General features: G+C 59.7%; 15 protein-coding genes. 8 read left to right on the forward strand and 7 right to left on the reverse strand.

Annotated features, from left to right (window positions below; all coding sequences use genetic code 11):
* The first annotated feature begins 154 nt into the window (after positions 1 to 154).
* From rho to ACF8YQ_RS01850, 3 genes are all read left to right on the forward strand, one after another.
* Positions 155 to 1,417, forward strand: a complete 1,263-nt coding sequence (rho, locus tag ACF8YQ_RS01840; RefSeq protein ID WP_014420346.1) for a transcription termination factor Rho — start codon at positions 155 to 157, stop codon at positions 1,415 to 1,417.
* 165 nt (positions 1,418 to 1,582) lie between these two features.
* Positions 1,583 to 3,070, forward strand: a complete 1,488-nt coding sequence (gene ubiD, locus ACF8YQ_RS01845) for a 4-hydroxy-3-polyprenylbenzoate decarboxylase (protein ID WP_396622442.1) — start codon at positions 1,583 to 1,585, stop codon at positions 3,068 to 3,070.
* A 12-nt stretch (positions 3,071 to 3,082) separates the two neighbouring features.
* Positions 3,083 to 4,075 (forward strand): CDP-6-deoxy-delta-3,4-glucoseen reductase, encoded by a 993-nt coding sequence (locus ACF8YQ_RS01850; protein ID WP_396622443.1) that lies wholly within the window; start codon positions 3,083 to 3,085, stop codon positions 4,073 to 4,075.
* 78 nt (positions 4,076 to 4,153) lie between these two features.
* Here the strand turns inward: ACF8YQ_RS01850 and ACF8YQ_RS01855 are convergent, their stop codons facing one another.
* The 6 genes from ACF8YQ_RS01855 to ACF8YQ_RS01880 form a co-directional block, all read right to left on the reverse strand.
* A complete protein-coding gene (locus ACF8YQ_RS01855; RefSeq protein ID WP_224850918.1) occupies positions 4,154 to 5,395 on the reverse strand; it encodes a heme biosynthesis HemY N-terminal domain-containing protein in 1,242 nt (413 codons plus the stop codon).
* On the reverse strand, positions 5,392 to 6,507 hold the full coding sequence (locus tag ACF8YQ_RS01860) for a uroporphyrinogen-III C-methyltransferase (RefSeq protein WP_396622444.1): 1,116 nt from the start codon (positions 6,505 to 6,507) through the stop codon (positions 5,392 to 5,394). Before ACF8YQ_RS01860 ends, ACF8YQ_RS01855 begins: the two co-directional genes overlap by 4 nt.
* A gap of 10 nt (positions 6,508 to 6,517) precedes the next feature.
* Complete coding sequence (locus ACF8YQ_RS01865; RefSeq protein WP_396622445.1) at positions 6,518 to 7,330, reverse strand: uroporphyrinogen-III synthase; 813 nt, start codon at positions 7,328 to 7,330, stop codon at positions 6,518 to 6,520.
* The gene (gene hemC, locus ACF8YQ_RS01870) at positions 7,311 to 8,252 is read right to left on the reverse strand and encodes a hydroxymethylbilane synthase (RefSeq protein ID WP_396622446.1); all 942 of its coding nucleotides are present in this window, start codon (positions 8,250 to 8,252) and stop codon (positions 7,311 to 7,313) included. The genes ACF8YQ_RS01865 and hemC overlap by 20 nt, the downstream gene beginning before the upstream one ends.
* 85 nt (positions 8,253 to 8,337) lie before the next feature.
* Positions 8,338 to 9,096: a LytR/AlgR family response regulator transcription factor gene (locus ACF8YQ_RS01875; RefSeq protein ID WP_396623265.1), complete on the reverse strand. Its 759-nt coding sequence runs from the start codon at positions 9,094 to 9,096 to the stop codon at positions 8,338 to 8,340.
* A gap of 11 nt (positions 9,097 to 9,107) precedes the next feature.
* Positions 9,108 to 10,151: a sensor histidine kinase gene (locus ACF8YQ_RS01880; RefSeq protein WP_396622447.1), complete on the reverse strand. Its 1,044-nt coding sequence runs from the start codon at positions 10,149 to 10,151 to the stop codon at positions 9,108 to 9,110.
* Between the two features lie 119 nt (positions 10,152 to 10,270).
* On the opposite strand from ACF8YQ_RS01880, the gene argH reads away from it, so the two are divergent.
* The 5 genes from argH to ACF8YQ_RS01905 all read left to right on the forward strand — a co-directional run bounded on the left by argH (position 10,271) and on the right by ACF8YQ_RS01905 (position 15,143).
* A complete protein-coding gene (argH, locus tag ACF8YQ_RS01885) occupies positions 10,271 to 11,680 on the forward strand; it encodes an argininosuccinate lyase (RefSeq protein ID WP_224850912.1) in 1,410 nt (469 codons plus the stop codon).
* A gap of 143 nt (positions 11,681 to 11,823) precedes the next feature.
* On the forward strand, positions 11,824 to 12,474 hold the full coding sequence (locus tag ACF8YQ_RS01890) for a hypothetical protein (RefSeq protein ID WP_396622448.1): 651 nt from the start codon (positions 11,824 to 11,826) through the stop codon (positions 12,472 to 12,474).
* Positions 12,447 to 13,904, forward strand: a complete 1,458-nt coding sequence (locus tag ACF8YQ_RS01895) for a phospholipase effector Tle1 domain-containing protein (RefSeq protein ID WP_396622449.1) — start codon at positions 12,447 to 12,449, stop codon at positions 13,902 to 13,904. The genes ACF8YQ_RS01890 and ACF8YQ_RS01895 overlap by 28 nt, the downstream gene beginning before the upstream one ends.
* Positions 13,901 to 14,503, forward strand: a complete 603-nt coding sequence (locus ACF8YQ_RS01900; RefSeq protein ID WP_396622450.1) for a DUF2931 family protein — start codon at positions 13,901 to 13,903, stop codon at positions 14,501 to 14,503. Before ACF8YQ_RS01895 ends, ACF8YQ_RS01900 begins: the two co-directional genes overlap by 4 nt.
* A gap of 34 nt (positions 14,504 to 14,537) precedes the next feature.
* Complete coding sequence (locus tag ACF8YQ_RS01905; protein ID WP_396622451.1) at positions 14,538 to 15,143, forward strand: DUF2931 family protein; 606 nt, start codon at positions 14,538 to 14,540, stop codon at positions 15,141 to 15,143.
* 72 nt (positions 15,144 to 15,215) lie between these two features.
* Here the strand turns inward: ACF8YQ_RS01905 and ACF8YQ_RS01910 are convergent, their stop codons facing one another.
* Entirely contained in the window at positions 15,216 to 17,660 is a 2,445-nt protein-coding gene (locus tag ACF8YQ_RS01910; protein ID WP_396622452.1) for an EAL domain-containing protein, read from the reverse strand.
* Between the last annotated feature and the right edge of the window lie 61 nt (positions 17,661 to 17,721).

Raw genomic sequence — 17,721 nt, forward strand, 5'->3', positions numbered from 1 at the left:
TCTCTGGCTTCGGCATTTAATATCCGGCTTCCATCTACACCGGTTGCTCCATCTGCCAGCACCTTTGTTTCATTTTTGATTCGATCAACACGTTCAGGGGCGCCCCTGTCATTCCAACAGTCGTTTACTTCCATTCCTGAAAATCCAACAAACTATGAATCTTACTGAACTCAAGCAGAAATCCGTGCCCGAATTGCTCGATATCGCGCAAGAAATGGGCCTCGACAACCTGGCTCGTTCGCGCAAACAGGATGTGATCTTCACCATCCTGAAAAAACACGCCAAAAGCGGCGAAGACATTTACGGTGACGGTGTACTGGAGATTCTGCAGGATGGTTTCGGCTTCCTCCGCTCCGCCGATGCCTCATACCTGGCCGGGCCGGACGATATTTACGTTTCCCCCAGCCAGATTCGTCGGTTCAACCTGCGTACCGGCGACACCATCGCGGGCAAGATCCGTCCTCCGAAAGACGGCGAACGTTATTTTGCCCTGCTGAAAGTCAACGAGATCAACTTTGACAAGCCGGACAACGCCCGCAACAAGATTCTGTTCGAGAACCTGACACCGCTGTTCCCTCAGGAACGGTTGATGCTGGAAGCCGGTAACGGCAGCACCGAGGATCTCTCATCCCGGGTTCTGGATCTGGTAGCGCCGATAGGTAAAGGCCAGCGGGGGCTGATCGTATCCCCGCCCAAGGCTGGTAAAACGCTGCTGATGCAGGGTATCGCCCAGTCGATTACCCGCAATAACCCGGAATGCCACCTGATGGTGCTGCTGATTGATGAGCGCCCGGAAGAAGTGACTGAAATGCAGCGTACCGTGCGCGGCGAAGTGGTGGCCTCCACCTTTGACGAGCCGCCCGCCCGTCACGTCCAGGTGGCCGAGATGGTGATCGAGAAGGCCAAGCGCCTGGTCGAGCACAAGAAAGATGTGGTCATTCTGTTGGACTCCATCACGCGTCTGGCCCGGGCCTACAACACGGTGATTCCGTCCTCCGGCAAGGTACTGACCGGCGGTGTTGATGCTCACGCGCTGGAAAAGCCCAAGCGTTTCTTTGGTGCTGCCCGTAACGTGGAAGAAGGCGGAAGCCTGACCATTCTCGCCACGGCGCTGGTGAACACCGGTTCCAAAATGGACGAAGTGATCTACGAGGAGTTCAAGGGCACCGGTAACATGGAGGTGCATCTGGACCGACGGATTGCAGAGAAGCGGGTGTACCCGGCCATCAACATTCGTAGCTCCGGCACTCGCCGCGAAGACCTGTTGATGTCCGAAGCCGATATCCAGCGTGTTTGGATTCTGCGCAAATTGCTGCACTCCATGGACGACGATACCGCCGCCATCGAGTTCCTGCTGGACAAGCTCAAGGACACCAAGACCAACGACGAGTTCTTCCAGTCCATGAAGCGTCGATGATACTGACTCCGGTTCCCGACCGGCGGGCGTTCTTATGGAATGTCCGGCTGGTCGGGGCGGATTCCCTCCCCAGCATTCAAGCTGCTCAGGCCAATACCTGAACTCAGGTCTGAATCCAGACCAGAAAAAACTCCGTAGTACCGTAGACCAGAAACGGAGCACACCATGAAATACAACGACCTTCGGGACTTTGTCAGCCAGCTGGAAAAGCTGGGTGAGCTCAAGCGCATTACCGCCGAAGTTGACCCCCACCTGGAAATGACCGAAATCTGCGACCGCACCCTGCGTGCCGGTGGTCCGGCGTTGTTGTTCGAGAATCCGAAAGGCTACGATATGCCGGTGTTGGCCAACCTGTTCGGAACACCGAAACGGGTGGCACTGGGCATGGGGCAGGACGATGTGGCTGCGTTGCGGGAGATTGGCAAGCTGCTGGCGTTTCTCAAAGAGCCGGACCCCCCCAAGGGCTTCAAGGACGCCATCGAAAAACTGCCATTGTTCCGGCAGGTCATGCGCATGAGCCCCAAGGTGTTGCGCTCGGCACCCTGCCAGGATGTAGTGATTGAAAAAGACAAGGTGGATCTGTACCAGATCCCGGTCCAGCACTGCTGGCCGGGTGACGCCGGTCCTCTGGTGACCTGGCCGCTGGTGATTACCCGTGGCCCCAACAAGGAACGTCAGAACCTGGGTATCTACCGGCAGCAGGTGATTGGTCGTAATCGTCTGATTATGCGCTGGCTCAGCCATCGGGGTGGCGCCCTGGATTACCAGGAGTTCCGTAAGGTCAACCCGGACAAGCCCTATCCGGTTGCGGTCGCACTGGGTGCTGATCCGGCCACCATTCTGGGTGCCGTTACTCCGGTGCCGGATACGCTGTCTGAATATGCTTTTGCAGGATTGCTGCGAGGGAGTCGAACGGAGCTGGTGAATGCGGGCTTGAGCGATCTTCAGGTACCGGCCAGTGCCGAGATTGTACTGGAAGGCTTTATCTACCCGGACGATATGGCGCCGGAAGGGCCGTTTGGTGATCACACCGGGTATTACAACGAAGTGGATCAGTTCCCGGTGTTTACCGTGGAGCGCATTACCCACCGCCGGGATCCAATCTATCACAGCACCTATACTGGCCGTCCACCGGACGAGCCGGCCATTCTCGGGGTGGCGCTGAACGAGGTGTTCATTCCAATCCTGCAGAAGCAGTTCCCGGAAATTGTCGATTTCTATCTGCCTCCGGAAGGCTGTTCCTACCGGCTTGCCGTAGTCACCATGAAGAAGCAGTATCCCGGCCATGCCAAACGGGTGATGATGGGGGTATGGTCGTTCCTGCGGCAATTCATGTACACCAAGTTTGTGATTGTCACCGATGACGACGTCAATGCCCGTAACTGGGAAGATGTGATCTGGGCCATTACCACGCGGATGGATCCGGCCCGGGACACCACACTGGTGGAAAACACCCCGATTGATTATCTGGACTTTGCCTCCCCGGTGTCTGGGCTCGGCTCGAAGATGGGGATGGACGCCACTAACAAGTGGCCGGGAGAGACCGACCGGGAGTGGGGCACTGCCATCGCCATGACCGACGAGGTTAAACAGCGGGTGGATGACGTCTGGGACAGCCTGGGGATTGAAATTCCCGGTGCTCGCCCCGACTGACAGGGGCAGAGAGTGTTTCGGATACGTCTGCAGCCATCGGGGCTTGGATACGGTGCTGATAAGGCTGAAGACCTGTTGTCTGCAGCGGCCGCAGCCGGAATACGGGTGCCGGCAGCCTGCCGAAATGGTGTGTGCGAAATCTGTGAGGCCCGGTTGTTGAAAGGTCGGGCGCTGAATACCCGAAATCAACATTCTATCGCGGTTGGCGAGCCACTGATGATGTGTCGGACTCGGCCGCTCGCCGACCTTGAACTGGAGATACCTGCCGTTATGGCATCAGGAAATTACCAGCCCCGCCAGTACCAGGCGAAGGTAATCGACGTACGTTCCATCAGTCACGATGTGTACCGGGTGGCCTTGCAGCTTCCCCGGCGGAGGGATGTGGCTTTTCATGCCGGGCAGTATCTGTCGGTGATCCTGCCCGGAGCTGACCCCTGCTATTTCTCGATTGCCAGCAGCCCCTCAGCAGAGCAGATCGAACTGCACATCCAGGCTTCGCCCGACTGGGTCTCGGCCCAGAAAGTCATCGATGCGCTGACTTCCGGCCAGGATGTGACGGTGGAACTGCCTCATGGCAAGGCCTGCCTGGCCAGTATGCCGGACAAACCCTTGCTACTGGTGGCGGCGGGTACCGGTTTTGCCCAGATGAAAAGCCTGGTGGATTACCTGCGGGAAACCCGTTACCAGAGGCCAGTCAAACTGTTCTGGGGCGTGCGCAAGCACGAGGACATGTACCTGCGTTCTCTCGCGCAGCAGTGGCAGGAAGAGTGGGCACCGTTCAGCTTTTTGCCGGTGGTGGGAGACGATGAAGACAATGACTGGGGCGGTCATCACGACCAGCTGGTCAGGGCTGTGCTGGCTTCAGGGTTCGATTGGCAGGATGTGGAAGTTCATGCCAGTGGCTCGCCCACCATGGTGTATACCCTGATGGATGCGCTGGTGGAGGCTGGCCTTCCGGAGCAGGCCTTTTTCTCGGATGTTCTGGAGTACGCTCCCCGCAGCTGACAACTTCAGTGGGCGCTATTAAAAAGGGCCGGCAATTTGCCGGCTCTTTTGTTTGTCTGAGCCAAAGACTGCGAAGTCTCAGGCCCGGGGCATGGGCAGGTCGGGCAGGCCGTGGTCGGTTTCCAGCCCCTGCATCAGCAGCTTGATGCTGGCTTCTTCCTCGCCCATATGGGCATTCAGCCGGCTCAGCTCCGCGAGAGTTTCACGATTACGGCGCAGTTTCAGACTGGTTTCAAAGTACTCCCGTGCTTTTCCCCACAGCTCATTACGCAGGCTGAGCCGGCCCAATGCCAGCAACAGCTCGGGGTTGTTGGTGCGATGTTTCAGCCACTGCTCTGCAATCAATAGCTGTTCCTCCGGATCCTGGCCCTGAATCCGGCCATACAGGTTGATCAGCTCGTCGCTCCAGTGGTTACGCAGTACCTTTCTCAGCAGCGTTTCTGCCTGGGCCTCATCACCCAGTCCCGCCAGCAGTCGGGCGTAGTCGCGGATGGTGTACTCATCCCGGCGCACAAAGCCCGGCAGTTCGTCCCACAGGCGAGTCAGCGGTTCCAGGCTGGCTTCGGGATTCTCTTTGCGGCTGCGCTGGCATTCCTCAGCGGCCCGCTCCAGCAGGTTGTGCCAGACCTGGCGTTCCAGCTCGTTCAGTTCGCTCTCCGGCACCACGCTTCGCTTGCGCAGTTCCGGGATAAGCCGGGACAACTCGCGCCAGTCTTCCAGGCGCAGATAGGCGTTCTTCAGCAGCTTGAGGACAAACGGATGATGTGGAGATTCCTTGCGCAGGCGCAACAGGGTCGCTAAAGCCTGCTCGGGCCGGTTACCGGCCAGTTGCAGCTGGGCCTGGGTCAACCCGACCGCCATGCTGGAGCCAGGTGTGCTTTCAAAGGCCTTGCGCAGCAGTTCATCGACCGCTTCATGGTCGCCGGACTCGAACGCGGCCTGGGCCGCCGCGAGATAGTTGATCAGGGGGGTGTCGGCATGGCTGGCGGAGCTGGTCAGCAGTTTGCGGGCGCGGGGCCAGTTACCTTCGGCCAGAGCCAGCAGGCCTCGTGTGGTCCGGCGCCGGGCCCGGCGCTCATTACCGCGGGCAATCCAACCCGCCATCACGCCGGTACCCTGTCGGAATCGGCGAACCGTATTGATGATGGTGACGGCTAACAGAATGATGACCAGTATCAGGCCCAGCCCGACCCAGAAATTGGTTTCAATCAGGTAGTTGCCCAGGCTGATGCGGATATAGCCGAGGTCGTAGGTCAGCCCCAGGGATAGCCCGGTGCCCACCAGAAGGGCAATCAGCAGGATCAGCAATACGCGGATCATGACTCATTGCCCCCATTGGCCGCGTTGCTGTCGGTGTCGTTGTCGCCGGTGGCCAGGCGACCCGCCAGACGCTCTTTCAGCAGGCTAAGGGACTGGCTGATATCCGGCAGTTCCGGGTCTACGTTGCGCTCGGCCAGTTCGTTCAGGGTCTCGTTGAGCCCGCGAATGGCCGGGTTGGTGCCGTCATACCAGTCGTTGATGGTAGTGATGGCCTTGTTCAGAGCGCGTTCATACAGTGGCTGATTGCCCCGCAAGACCGCCATTTCAGCTTCTTCCAGCATCAGTTGCAGGTTGAGACGGGCCCAGGCGCTCTGGTCCGGAGACAACAGGGGTTTTACCGGTTCGTCCATGCGGCGGATCACAACGACTTCCTTGAGGGTGCCCAGGAACCGGTTCCAGCCCCTGGTGAACATGTTGCTGCCGTCAGATGGCGCATTCTGGTCTTCGACCATGTCGAATCCCGGCGCCTGATCACTGATCAGGGCCTGGTCGGTGAGATCGTTGACGCTGGCAATGGCGGCCTCCAGCCGCAGGTAGAGCCCGGTGCGGTCGACACCCTGAATGCCCTTCAGCGACTGGATTTCCCGTGCCAGTTGCTGGCGCACCGGATAAACCCCGATATCGTCGGATTCCCGCAACACCTCGTCGGCCGATTCCAGGGCGGACAGTGATCCGCGGATGTCTTTTTCAATCAGCAGGCGCTGGTTGGCAATACGCAGCAGATATTCGGCTTCTGCCAGCAGCCAGTCGGTGCGGGTGCGGTTGCCGGCTTCCAGCAATTCGCGGGCGGTGTGATCGATCTGGCGTTGCTGGGTGGCAATCAGCTCCCGCTGTTCCGCCACTCGGTTTTCCAGTGCCTGAAGCCGCTCGCTCTGTTCGCTGCCGCGGTTGCCGTAAAGGCTTTCCAGCTGGTTGGTATCCTGCCGGAGGTCCTGAACCACCTGCAGGGTGGCCTGGTGCTTCTGCCACTGTTGCCAGTTCCAGAGCCCCAGGGCAATCGCCAGAATCAGCGCCAGAACCGCCACAATCCACACTGGCCACAAGCGTGGGCGTTCCGGCCTGGCGGGTTGTACGGGAGCGGGGAGTTGTTTTGTTGTTTCAGTCACGGGCATCCTTACTTGGTTATCCGTTGTCACCGGCCTCCTGCGACAGGCAGGAAGCAACACTGATGACCAGGTCGTCATCGTTCAGGCTACCGGGCACCAGTGGCTTGCGGAAGCCCAGCGCGCGCGCCTGTTCCGCCACACGCTCCGCAGGTACTACGATTATGTCGGGCGTCAGAGCCAATTGGTATCTGTGGCCCAGCTCCACCAGATTGTTCAGGGTTTCGCCGGAAAGCGCAATCACCACCTCGGGGTGGAAGTCGGCAACCAGAGCCTTCACCTGTTTTGCAGAATAGTACGGCAGCACGCGCCGGTACAGGGGCAGGGTGGTAATCCGTGCGCCCCGTTGCGCCAGGGTCTCACGAATCAGTTCCCGGCCATGCTCGCCCCGAGCCAGCAGCACTTTCTCTCCGTCAATGCTCTGCAGTGATGGCAGCGCCAGCAACGCCTCGCTGGTCCAGCCTTCGGCAGGCATTCTCGGTTTCAGGCCGTGTTCGCGAAAAACCGCGGCGGTGCCGGCGCCCACCCCGTACCATTGCAGGCCGGCGGGAAGTTGAGGCCACCAGTGGTCGATTTCCTCCATCAGCCGGCGGGCGGCATAGGGGCTGACCGCGATGATGTGGGAAAAATTGTCCAGTTGCTGAAGGATGCCGCGCTGCTCCGGGGTTTCCGGTAAAGGCTCGCGCGCCATCATCGGCATCACCCGGGCATCGGCACCGGCCTTGCGAAAGGCCTCAGCGAGGCGGCTGGCTTCGGGCTCGGGCCGGCAGATCAGTACTCGCCGGCCCTGGAGTTCAGGCGGTTGCTGAAACTCAGCGCGGGGTGTGGCCATAGATTTCAGCCAGCACCTTGTCGGCTCCCATGGACAGAAGCTGTTCCGCCAGTTCGCGGCCCAGGCGTTCACCCTCGGCACGCGGAGCGCGGCCTTCCACCCGGAAAATCTGAGTACCGTTGACGGCGCCCACCAGACCCCGCAGCCACAGGGTGTTGTCGTCTTCCAGCAGGGCGTAAGCGGCAATGGGCACCTGGCAACCGCCCTCAAGGCGACGGTTCAGGGCCCGCTCCGCGCTGACGCGGTCCCAGGTGTCGGTGTGATTGAGCGGGGCAATCAGCTCCAGAAGTTCCGTGTCGTCGACCCGGCATTCGATGCCCAAAGCACCCTGGCCAACGGCGGGCAGGGAAAACGTGTCTGGCAGACAGTAACGGATACGGTCATGGAAGCCGAGACGCTTCAGGCCGGAGCTGGCCAGTACAATGGCGTCGTATTCACCGGCATCCAGTTTTGCCAACCGGGTATTCACATTGCCACGCAGTACCTTGATCTGAAGATCCGGGCGGTTGGCCCGCAGTTGGGCCTCCCGACGCAGGCTGGCGGTGCCTACCACCGCGCCCTCAGGCAGATGGTCGATGTGTTCGTACTGGTTGCTGACGAAGGCATCGGTGGGGTCTTCGCGTTCGCAAATGGCGACCAGCCCCAGGCCCTCGGGGAATTCCATGGGTACATCCTTCATGGAATGCACGGCCAGATCGGCACGGCCGTCCAGCATGGCTTCTTCCAGTTCCTTCACGAACAGGCCCTTGCCGCCGATCTTGGCCAGGGGAACATCCAGGATCTTGTCGCCCTGGGTCTTGATCTTGATCAGCTCAACGTCAACGTTGTCATGCAGCCGTTCGAGCTCGGCCTTGATGAATTCCGCCTGCCACAGCGCCAGTGCGCTGCTGCGGGTTGCAATGCGAAGGGTACGTTTGGACATGTCACTCACTGTCGTTCGGGAAAATGTGCCCCAAGGTTACCTTGTGGCAGAAAAAAAGTCCCGCGGTGAACCCCCGCCTACCCCGTCAGGGGGAGGGTTGGTGTTCCTGCAGCCACTGGCGAACCGTACTGGCATGGCGGCGGCTGACCGGCAGCAGGGTGGCATTGCCTTTCAGTGCCAACTGATTCTGGCCATCGGACGACCGCCGCAGCCCCTGGATAAAGCGCACGCCAACCAGTGTGTGTCGGTGGACGCGCAGAAGGTGATCCGGGTAAGCCTGCTCCAGTTCTTTCAGGGTGTAGTCGCACACCGTCTCGCCGTGGCTGTGGTACAGGGTCACGTACTTCTGGTCGGCCTCACAGTAGTACAGGTCTACCAGGTCGATCAGTTCGGTACCTCGGTGTGTGCGCACCGCCAGCTGGTCGTTGCCAGCATCGGTACTTTGCGCCAGGGCTTGCCGTTGTACCCGGTTAAGCTTGCCGGCCCGGGCCAGGGCATCGGCCAGGGCCTCACGCCGTACCGGTTTGAGCAGGTAGGCGACGGCGCGAACCTCGAACGCCTGGATGGCATAGTGGTCATAGGCGGTACAGAAGATTACCGCGGGCGGATTCTGGAGCCGGCTGAGCTGGTCGGCTGCCTCCATACCATCCATGCCGGGCATGCGGATGTCCAGCAGCAGGATGTCCGGTTCCAGTTCGGCCACTTTGCGCAAAGTGTCGTTGCCATCCACCGCTTCGCCACAAACCCGGTAATCCGGCAGGGCTTCCAGCAGGCGCTGGATGCGCTGGCGGGCGAGGGGTTCGTCATCGGCAATCAGTACGCGTTTGCTGTCTTCGGTATTCATGGCCTGTTTTGTCACTGACGGTTGCTGGTATTGATGCTGCGCCGGGGCAGGCGAAGGGTGACGGTGTAGGTATTACCCTGGCGGCTGTGTTTGAGCACGGCGGGTTCGCCAAACAGTGCCTGTAGTCTGGCCTGGGTGTTACTCAGGGCAACGCGGTTGCCCTGGTGCTGGCGTTCCGTAGATTCCGGCGCGGGATTCTGCACCAGAAGGTAGACAAAGTGATCCTTGGCCGATACTTCGACCCGGACGACACCGCCTTCCGGCCGCGGCTGGATGCCGTGATAGATGGCATTTTCCACCAGCGGCTGCAGTGTCAGGGGTGGTATTACCTGTTGCCCAAGCCCGGGTTGAATATCCCACTCCAGCTGCAGGCGTTCCCCCAGTCTCAGAGACTCAATCGCCAGGTAACGCTGGCACAGTTCCAGCTCACGGTTCAGGGGAATGAGCTGGTCGTCGGTGCGCAGGCTGGCCCGGAACAGTTCCGACAGATCCAGCACCGCTTCTTCCGCCTGCTCCGGATTGGTGGCAATCAGGCTGGCAATGGTGTTCATGCTGTTAAACAGAAAGTGTGGCTGAATCCGGGCCTGCAAGGAGGTCAGCCGGGCCTGCATTTCCGCCTCCCGCTGTTGCTGCCACTGGTGCTGAAGGTAAAAATAACGCAGCACCATCAGGACGATCAGCAATGCCAGTAACAGCTTTTTGGCAATGCCGTGCCAGAGTGCCACGCCTGGCTGCGGGTGCAATACGCTGTCGGCAAACAGGCTGAATGCCAGTACGTCCAGCAAGACAATGGTGACGATGGTCAGTGTGGCGCGGCTGTTGCTCAAACGAGCCAGGCGGGGGCGCAACAGACAGATCAGTGCGGCGCTGGTGAGGGTGGTCCATTGCACGAACAGGGACAGCAGACCGAAGTAGTTCCAGTCGATCCAGCTGTTCTGTGCCTGCACGATGGCCAGCACCAGAACCAGAAGTTCGCTGGTAATCAACAGCATGAACACAGCCCGCACGCGACACAGATCGGGCACGTAGAAGCTGTCGGTGTCCTTGTGGTTCATGCCTTTGTCGGGTTTCAGGGGAGTCTCCTTAACCGGGGCCGGAATGCTATACTGCCGCAACTTTTCACTTATCCATTGCCGGCATGATGATGCCGGGCTGTCAGCAGGAAAGATAGACCATGACGGATCAGAAAAAGTCTGACCAGACCACATCCTCCGAAAAACCCTGGGGTGGCCGCTTCAGCGAGCCTACCGATGCCTTTGTTGAACGCTTCACCGCCTCGGTGGGCTTCGACCAGCGCCTGTATCATCATGATATTACCGGCTCCATCGCCCATGCCACCATGTTGGCGAAGGTGGGTGTGCTGACGGAGGCCGAGCGCGACCAGATCATCGACGGCCTGAAAGGCGTGAAGGAAGACATCGAAGCCGGTCGCTTCGAGTGGTCCGTCAGCCTGGAAGATGTGCACATGAACATCGAAGCACGGCTGACCGATCGCATCGGCATCACCGGCAAGAAACTGCACACTGGCCGCAGCCGTAACGACCAGGTCGCTACCGACATTCGCCTGTACCTGCGGGATGAAATCGATGTGATCGCCGAAGAGTTGGCTCGCCTGCAGGCTGGCTTGCTGGACCTGGCCGAGCGTGAGGCAGACACCATTATGCCCGGCTTTACCCACCTGCAGACCGCCCAGCCGGTTACCTTCGGCCACCATTTGCTGGCTTGGTACGAAATGCTGGTGCGCGATGCCGATCGTCTGCAGGACTGTCGCAAGCGGGTGAATGTGATGCCCCTGGGCGCCGCTGCCCTGGCCGGTACCACCTACCCGATCGACCGTAACCTGACCGCCGAACTGCTGGGCTTTGACCGGCCCACTGAAAACAGCCTGGATTCGGTCTCCGACCGGGATTTCGCCATTGAATTCTGCAGTTTCGCCGCGCTGCTGATGACCCACCTGTCCCGGTTCAGCGAAGAGTTGGTGCTCTGGACCTCCGCCCAGTTCGATTTCATCGACCTGCCGGACCGGTTCTGCACCGGTTCCTCGATCATGCCCCAGAAGAAAAACCCGGATGTACCCGAGCTGGTGCGTGGCAAGACCGGCCGGGTCAATGGCCATCTGATCAGCCTGCTGACCCTGATGAAGAGCCAGCCGCTGGCCTACAACAAGGACAACCAGGAAGACAAAGAGCCGCTGTTCGACACGGTCGATACCATCAAGGGCTGCCTGAAGGCTTACGCCGACATGATCCCGGCCATCAGGGCCAAGGCCGACAACATGCGGGTAGCCGCCAAGCGGGGCTTCTCCACCGCCACGGATCTGGCCGATTACCTGGTCAAGAAAGGCGTGCCGTTCCGTGATGCCCATGAGATTGTCGGCAAGTCAGTTGCTTTCGGTGTCGCCGAAGGTCGTGACCTGTCAGACATGACGCTGGAGGAACTTCAACAGTTCTCAGATGTGATCGGCGAGGATGTGTTCGACGTGCTGACCCTGGAAGGTTCCGTGCAGGCCCGTGATCATCTGGGTGGAACTGCGCCAAACCAGGTACGTGCAGCGGTGGCCCGCGCTCGGAAAAATCTGGCATAGTCGATTGGCTGTCATGGGCGTGGCAGTTTAGAAAAAAATTTATGACAAAACCGTAAAGCGCGGTTTTGTCATAAATACACAATATCGGCTAGGATTGTCCGACTATCTCTACCTGTTTGCTGCCGTCAACAAGGACGCTGACGATGAGCTTTATGAAACTGGTCAGGCCTTCAGAGTTGAAGGCCCTCGACATTCCCTTTGTTGAAACTCCCTTTTTTGCTGCTGACAGGGCCCGTCTCCTGGTTGAGCAGGACAACCATCTTCGTTCAAGCATGCTATCGCTGTTCAGGCATGGCCCCGGTGACTGGCGGAACCTAGCGGAAACTGTTCACCGTGCGGTGAGAGACGGCGAGCTGATGCTGGTCTGTTCGGAGTGGAATAAGCCTTTCTCGCCGATGGTGACCTGGCGGCCAGACAACAGTCTGCCTGCCGGAGGCCAGTGGCGGTTAGACCGCAGTTGGCTGAACGTTCCATCTGAGATTGAGTGTGCAGTAGCAGAGCTGAACAACTGTGGCATCACCTGCGAGCAGTTGCGCCAATCCGAATCCTGGGGTGTCGGGTCGCTGGAAGTGAACATGTTCTCAATGAACTACCGGCAGCGTCAGCGCCGGGAGCGGGCGGCTCAAGGTAGCGTGGATGACCATCGGCTGAGCCTGCCCTTAGGGGCTTCCGCACTGGTGGCTCCCGTGTTGATGTCTGCAGCATCCTCAACCGAAGACGCCACGGCGGATTCCCCCCAGGCACCTGCCCCAGGGTTCACCTGGAAGTGGGCCTGTTTACCGATGGCACCATGAACAACGCCGCCAATACCCAGGCCTTCGTTGAGCAGCTAGAGCAGGAGTGCCTGATTCCCTACGAAAATAACACCATCGGCCGGGAAGAGTGTGAGCGGCGGATGGGCCTGATGTTGGGTGACAGTTACGCCAATGCCCCCAGCAATGTGGCTAAGTTGTGGGATTTGTACATCGAAGAAGAAAAAGAGGTGGAGGGTACCAGCACCTACCGGTTCAGTATCTATGCGCCTGCGGCGGGCACCAAGACCGGCGATGATGATGTGTTGTATAGCGCAGCCACCGGCATGGGAGAAGCGGGGGTTGTTGAGCAGGTCAAGAGAGCATTCAAGACGCTAGTAGAGACAACTAAGAGACTTACCGAGGGGCAGCCCATCGATCGTTTGACCCTTGATCTGTTCGGCTTTAGTCGTGGAGCAGCTGCGGCCCGCCACGCTGCGCACGAGATAAACCAGGGGGAGAATGGTCTGCTGGCCCAAATGCTGGCTGAGAACGGTATCCTCTGGCCGAAGACGGTAGAGATTCGCTTCGTGGGGCTGTTCGACTCCGTGGCCGCCATTGTGAACCCGGCCGCCGGCGATTTGTTGGCCCATAACAACCGCAACCACCCAGTGAAGCTGTACCTTGCTCCGGACAAGGTGGGCCATGCGGTGCACCTGACCGCCGCCCATGAGCACCGCAGGAACTTTGCCCTGAACAGTCTGCAAAGCCGTGACGGCAGCTTGCCGGCCAACTTCCGGGAAATCTCCCTGCCGGGCGTTCATTCCGATATTGGCGGTGGTTACGGCGACAGCCAACGAGAGGACGTGCTGTTAAGCCGCAGGCTGCAGGTATCTCGCGACCGGCTGCGTTGGCCGGACAAAACCCTGCAGTGGGACAACCTGGAGGCCAGAAGGAAACAGATAGAGGCAGAAGGCTGGATAGGCCCCTACAGTCTGCCGGTTCGGCAATCCGAACAGTTGCAGGCATGGCCGAAAGACCTGGGTCCTGAAGGACCAGCCCGGCTGGAAGTTGTCACCCTGCGCCATGAGCACCCGGCGCCGGATGGCCGAGTGGAACTGGTGTTGCGAATGCTGCGCCAGGTGCGGGGGGAGTATTCGCAGGTGGCCTTGAGGTTGATGCATCGGCTGGCCACTGATAGCGGTGCGCCGCTGCAAGCTATTGATACCAGAAAAACCGACAATACCTTGCCAGAGGAACTGAACCCCATCCTGCAACAAATCCTGAAACAGGTTGAACAAGGGAGCGACGCCCCTTCATTGACCACGGAACATGAACACCTTTTGCTCCAGCGTTATATCCATTACTCCGCCCACTACAACGGCATCGAAACCTTGGTGGCGGGAACACCTGCGAAGTTAGAGGGATTGCATCCCCACGCACCGGTGCTCTCCAGGGAGCGCCTGGTATATCCACAGACGGAGGGCGAATGATGATTCAGAGAATTCTGGCCATGGGCATCGTGGCCATGGCCCTGTTGGGCAGCGGGTGTTCGGCGTGGTCGAAGGATGACACAAGTTGGTATATCGACGTGGCTGCCCCCAAACACTACGAAGTGTGGGTGACCGATATGTTTCTGGAGAAGTCGGGTGAGCGGAGCTGGCGCCAGCCCATCGGCACGGTGGGGTGCTGCTGGAAGGGGCCCCGTGGCCCTCGTGGCAAGGGAGCCAGAGTTGACCCCTTTCCGGAACTGATTCTGGTCAACTGGTTTTCCTACGCGGAGCAGAAGTACTACACCAAGATAATCAAGGTGCCGCCAGACCTGCTGGACCGAATGCGGGAGCCGGCAACCTATGTTACGCAGGTTGATGTGCGCTCAGGCCCCCGGAACTTCATGACCATTGGCCTGGCGCCCGGCGGTACCGTGGTGGTGTGGATTTCGAACCAGATTGGCAACGAAATCGAGGTGATGCGCATGCAGGCCACGGAGGTACCGGGTGATCCGGATGACTTTGAGGTAGGAACCAGGAATTATCTCGAAAAACACGGTGACTACCTCAGGGAACATGGCGTCCCGATGGAGGGCTGGTAGGCTGCCCCGTCGCTTAGCCACAGACAGAGGGCGAATGATGATTCAGAAAATTCTGGCCATGGGCGTTGTGGCCATCGCCCTGTTGGGCAGCGGCTGTTCGGCGTGGTCGAAGGCGGACGACACTCTTTGGATGATCAGGATAGCGGCGCCACAGCACTATGAAGTGTGGGTGACTGATATGTTCCTGGAGAAGTCGGGGGAGCGGAGCTGGCGCCAGCCGATAGGCACGGTGGGGTGCTGCTGGAAGGGTGCCCGTGGCCCAACCGGGCCTGGGGGCAGAGCTGACCCCTTTCCGGAACTGATTCTCGTCAAGTGGTTTTCCTACGCGGAGCAGAAATATTACACCAAGATCATTCAGGTGCCGGAAGACCTGCTGGACCGAATGCGGGAGCCGGCAACCTATGTTACGCAGGTTGATGTACGCTCAGGCCCCCGGAACCTCCTGACCATTGGTCTGGCGCCCGGCGGTACCGTGGTGGTCTGGATTTCGAACCAGATTGGCAATGAGATCGAGGTGATGCGGATGCAGGCGACGGAAGTGCCGGGTGACCCGGATGATTTTGAGGTAGGCACCAGAAATTATCTCGAAAAACACGGTGACTACCTCAGGGAACACGGCGTCCCTATGGAGGGCTGGTAAGCGGCCGCGGAAGCGGTTCTAAAGTGACCCAGTGTGAGGTCGGGGTAGAACGAATCCTGCCCTCAACATAACTTAGCCGCCGATCCAGCCCGTACTCAGCTCAACCCCCACCGGCTTCAGCTCCGCCAGCGGTCGGGGCCTTGATAACCGGTAACCCTGGCCAAAATGAATGCCCAGGGTACGGACCTTTCTCAGGGTTTCGTCGCTCTCGATAAAGGTGGCAACGGTCTCCTTGCCTGCGGCTTCTGCAATACGATGCAGGGCATCCACCATCACTTGCTGAACCGGATCGTCCTCCAGATGATCCATCACCCGTCTATCCAGTTTGATGATATCCACCGGCAGGTGGGCGGCCAGACTGTAGCTTTCCACCGAGGCGCCAGCGCCCTCCAACGCCACTCGGCAACCGATTCGATGCAGGGCATCGCAGAGCACGGCCACTTCGTCCGGATACTGGGTGGCATGGGCTTCCCGGATCTCCAGGCAAAAGCACTCCGCCCGGAACGGTGAGGGTGCCAGCAGCTGTTCCATGAAATCGGCGAAGGTGTCATCCAGTAACGAGGCCAGAGACAGGTTAAAGCCGCAGTATTTCAGCCTTGGTTCCAGTAGCCGGTGCTGTCCCAGCCAGTCCAGGGTCTGACGGATGACCTGGCGGTCCAGCCGTTTGGCCAGGTCAAAGCGCTCGGCCAGGGGCAGGAACTGCCCGGGCAGGAGTGTGGTGTCGTCCGGTTCCTGGCCGGGAATGCGGCACAGTATTTCAATATGGTCGCCCCAGGTCACACTGGCGACCGGCTTCAGAGCCTGAAACTCAAGGATCAGTTGATGCTGGTCCAGAGCCTGGCGTAGCTGTTCCAGCTGCTTGTCTGTGCCGGTATCGCCGGCGGCATCCGGCAGTGCATGGGCGGTGTGGATCCGGTTCCGGCCTGAAGTCTTGGCGGTATGGCACAGGTCCGCAGCCTGGGTGAGCAGCGTGTCAGCCCGTTTCGGCAACTCACTGTCCAGAATCAACAGACCACCGCTGGTAGTGGTCTGCAGGGTATGCCCCTGCCATTCAAACTGGAACTGGGCAATCTGTTCGCGGATTTCCTCGGCGATCTTTCGCGCTCTGGGTTCCGGGCAGTTCTCGATGAACAGCGCAAAGGTATCGCCGGCCAGTCGTGCCAAGGCATCACGCTGGCGTACGCGCAGCCCGAGCATGGCGGCCAGTTCCCGCAGGTAGCGGTCGCAGGTGCCGCTGCCAGCGTCCTCGTTGAACTGTTCGAAGTTATCCAGGTCCAGAAACAGCAGCCCGTCGGTGTTCTGGCGTTTGTGGCGATGGCCCATGGCCCGTTCCAGGTGTTCGATGAAGGAACGCCGGTTCATCAGCCCGGTGACCGGATCGTGCCGCATGCGGTAATCGCTGTTGCTGGTGTGCTGGATCCGGTTGCTGATATCGCGTGCGACATGAACGGCCCCGGTGACCTCACCCCGGTCTCCGCGGATGCTCTGGAAGTGAAACTCGTAAATCGGCTGTCCCTCTCCCTGGCGGTTCAGGGGCATTTCTGCCACAAAATGCTCACGGTCGAAGGCCCGTTGCCATAGCCGTTCGATCAGGCGGCGCTCATTGGGGAAGTCCTTCAGAAGGCTGCGCAGGTTGTCCCCGGGCTTTGGCGTCAGGTCAAAGGCGTGTTGAAACTGCTGGCACCAGGGGGTGTTGAAATGCAGCAGCCTGAACTCGGTGTCGATGGCCACTACCAGGTCTGAGGAGGCGGTGGTCGTAGCTTGCAGAATCTGCTGTGCCTGTTGTTTTTCCAGATCGTGGACCATAGCCTCGCTGCGGTTGACCATCACGCCGCCGAGTTTCTGCACCCGGCCGCCGTTTTTCAGAGCGCGGCCGGCCAGAGTAACCCGTTGTGGCCGTTGCCGGCTGGTGAGAATGGTCAGGTCCATGCTGAACGGCTGGCCGGTGCGCATACAGCGCCTGAACATCGCTCGTACCCGGTTCTGGCCTGTCTGGCAGTAAAACAGCGCCTGTTCCGGGGTCAGCTCGCTGCCGGCTTTGAGTTCCAGCAGGCGGTACATACCTTCGGACCAGCTGATCTCGTTGCTGGGCATGTCCAGCTCCCAGAGTCCAAAGCCGGCATTCTGTTCCGCCAGTCGTTGAATCCGGCTATCCATGGCATCGCTGTCCCTGAGGGTAATCGAGGCAGTAGCGGCCTGGTCTGAATCCCGGATCTCCATTCGCAGCCCGAGAAGGGCAGTAAAGAAAAAGCCATCCTTGTGGCGGAACGTCACCAGCACTGTCTGGCCATTGTCCAGCCGGTGTCGGTGGGCGGGGGCGAAGGGATCGTCCTGGCGGGAAGCCAGAATATGCTGGACTTTCTGTCCGGTCAGATCGCTGATGTCGTAGCCAAACATGGTTTCTGCATGGCGATCAGCCTGGATGATCCGGCCATCGTCATCCACCCGAAGCAGGGTGGGCCGGATAACGGGGCCCGTCGGATCGGGCCGGTAGCGTTGGATCAGAAATTCTTTCACAGCTCGGGTGCCTCGCTCGGGCTGGCAGCGTGTTCACTGCCTGTGCTTTTATTTTTTTACA

This window comes from Marinobacter sp. W-8, from assembly GCF_044342215.1.
GTDB lineage: Bacteria > Pseudomonadota > Gammaproteobacteria > Pseudomonadales > Oleiphilaceae > Marinobacter > Marinobacter nauticus.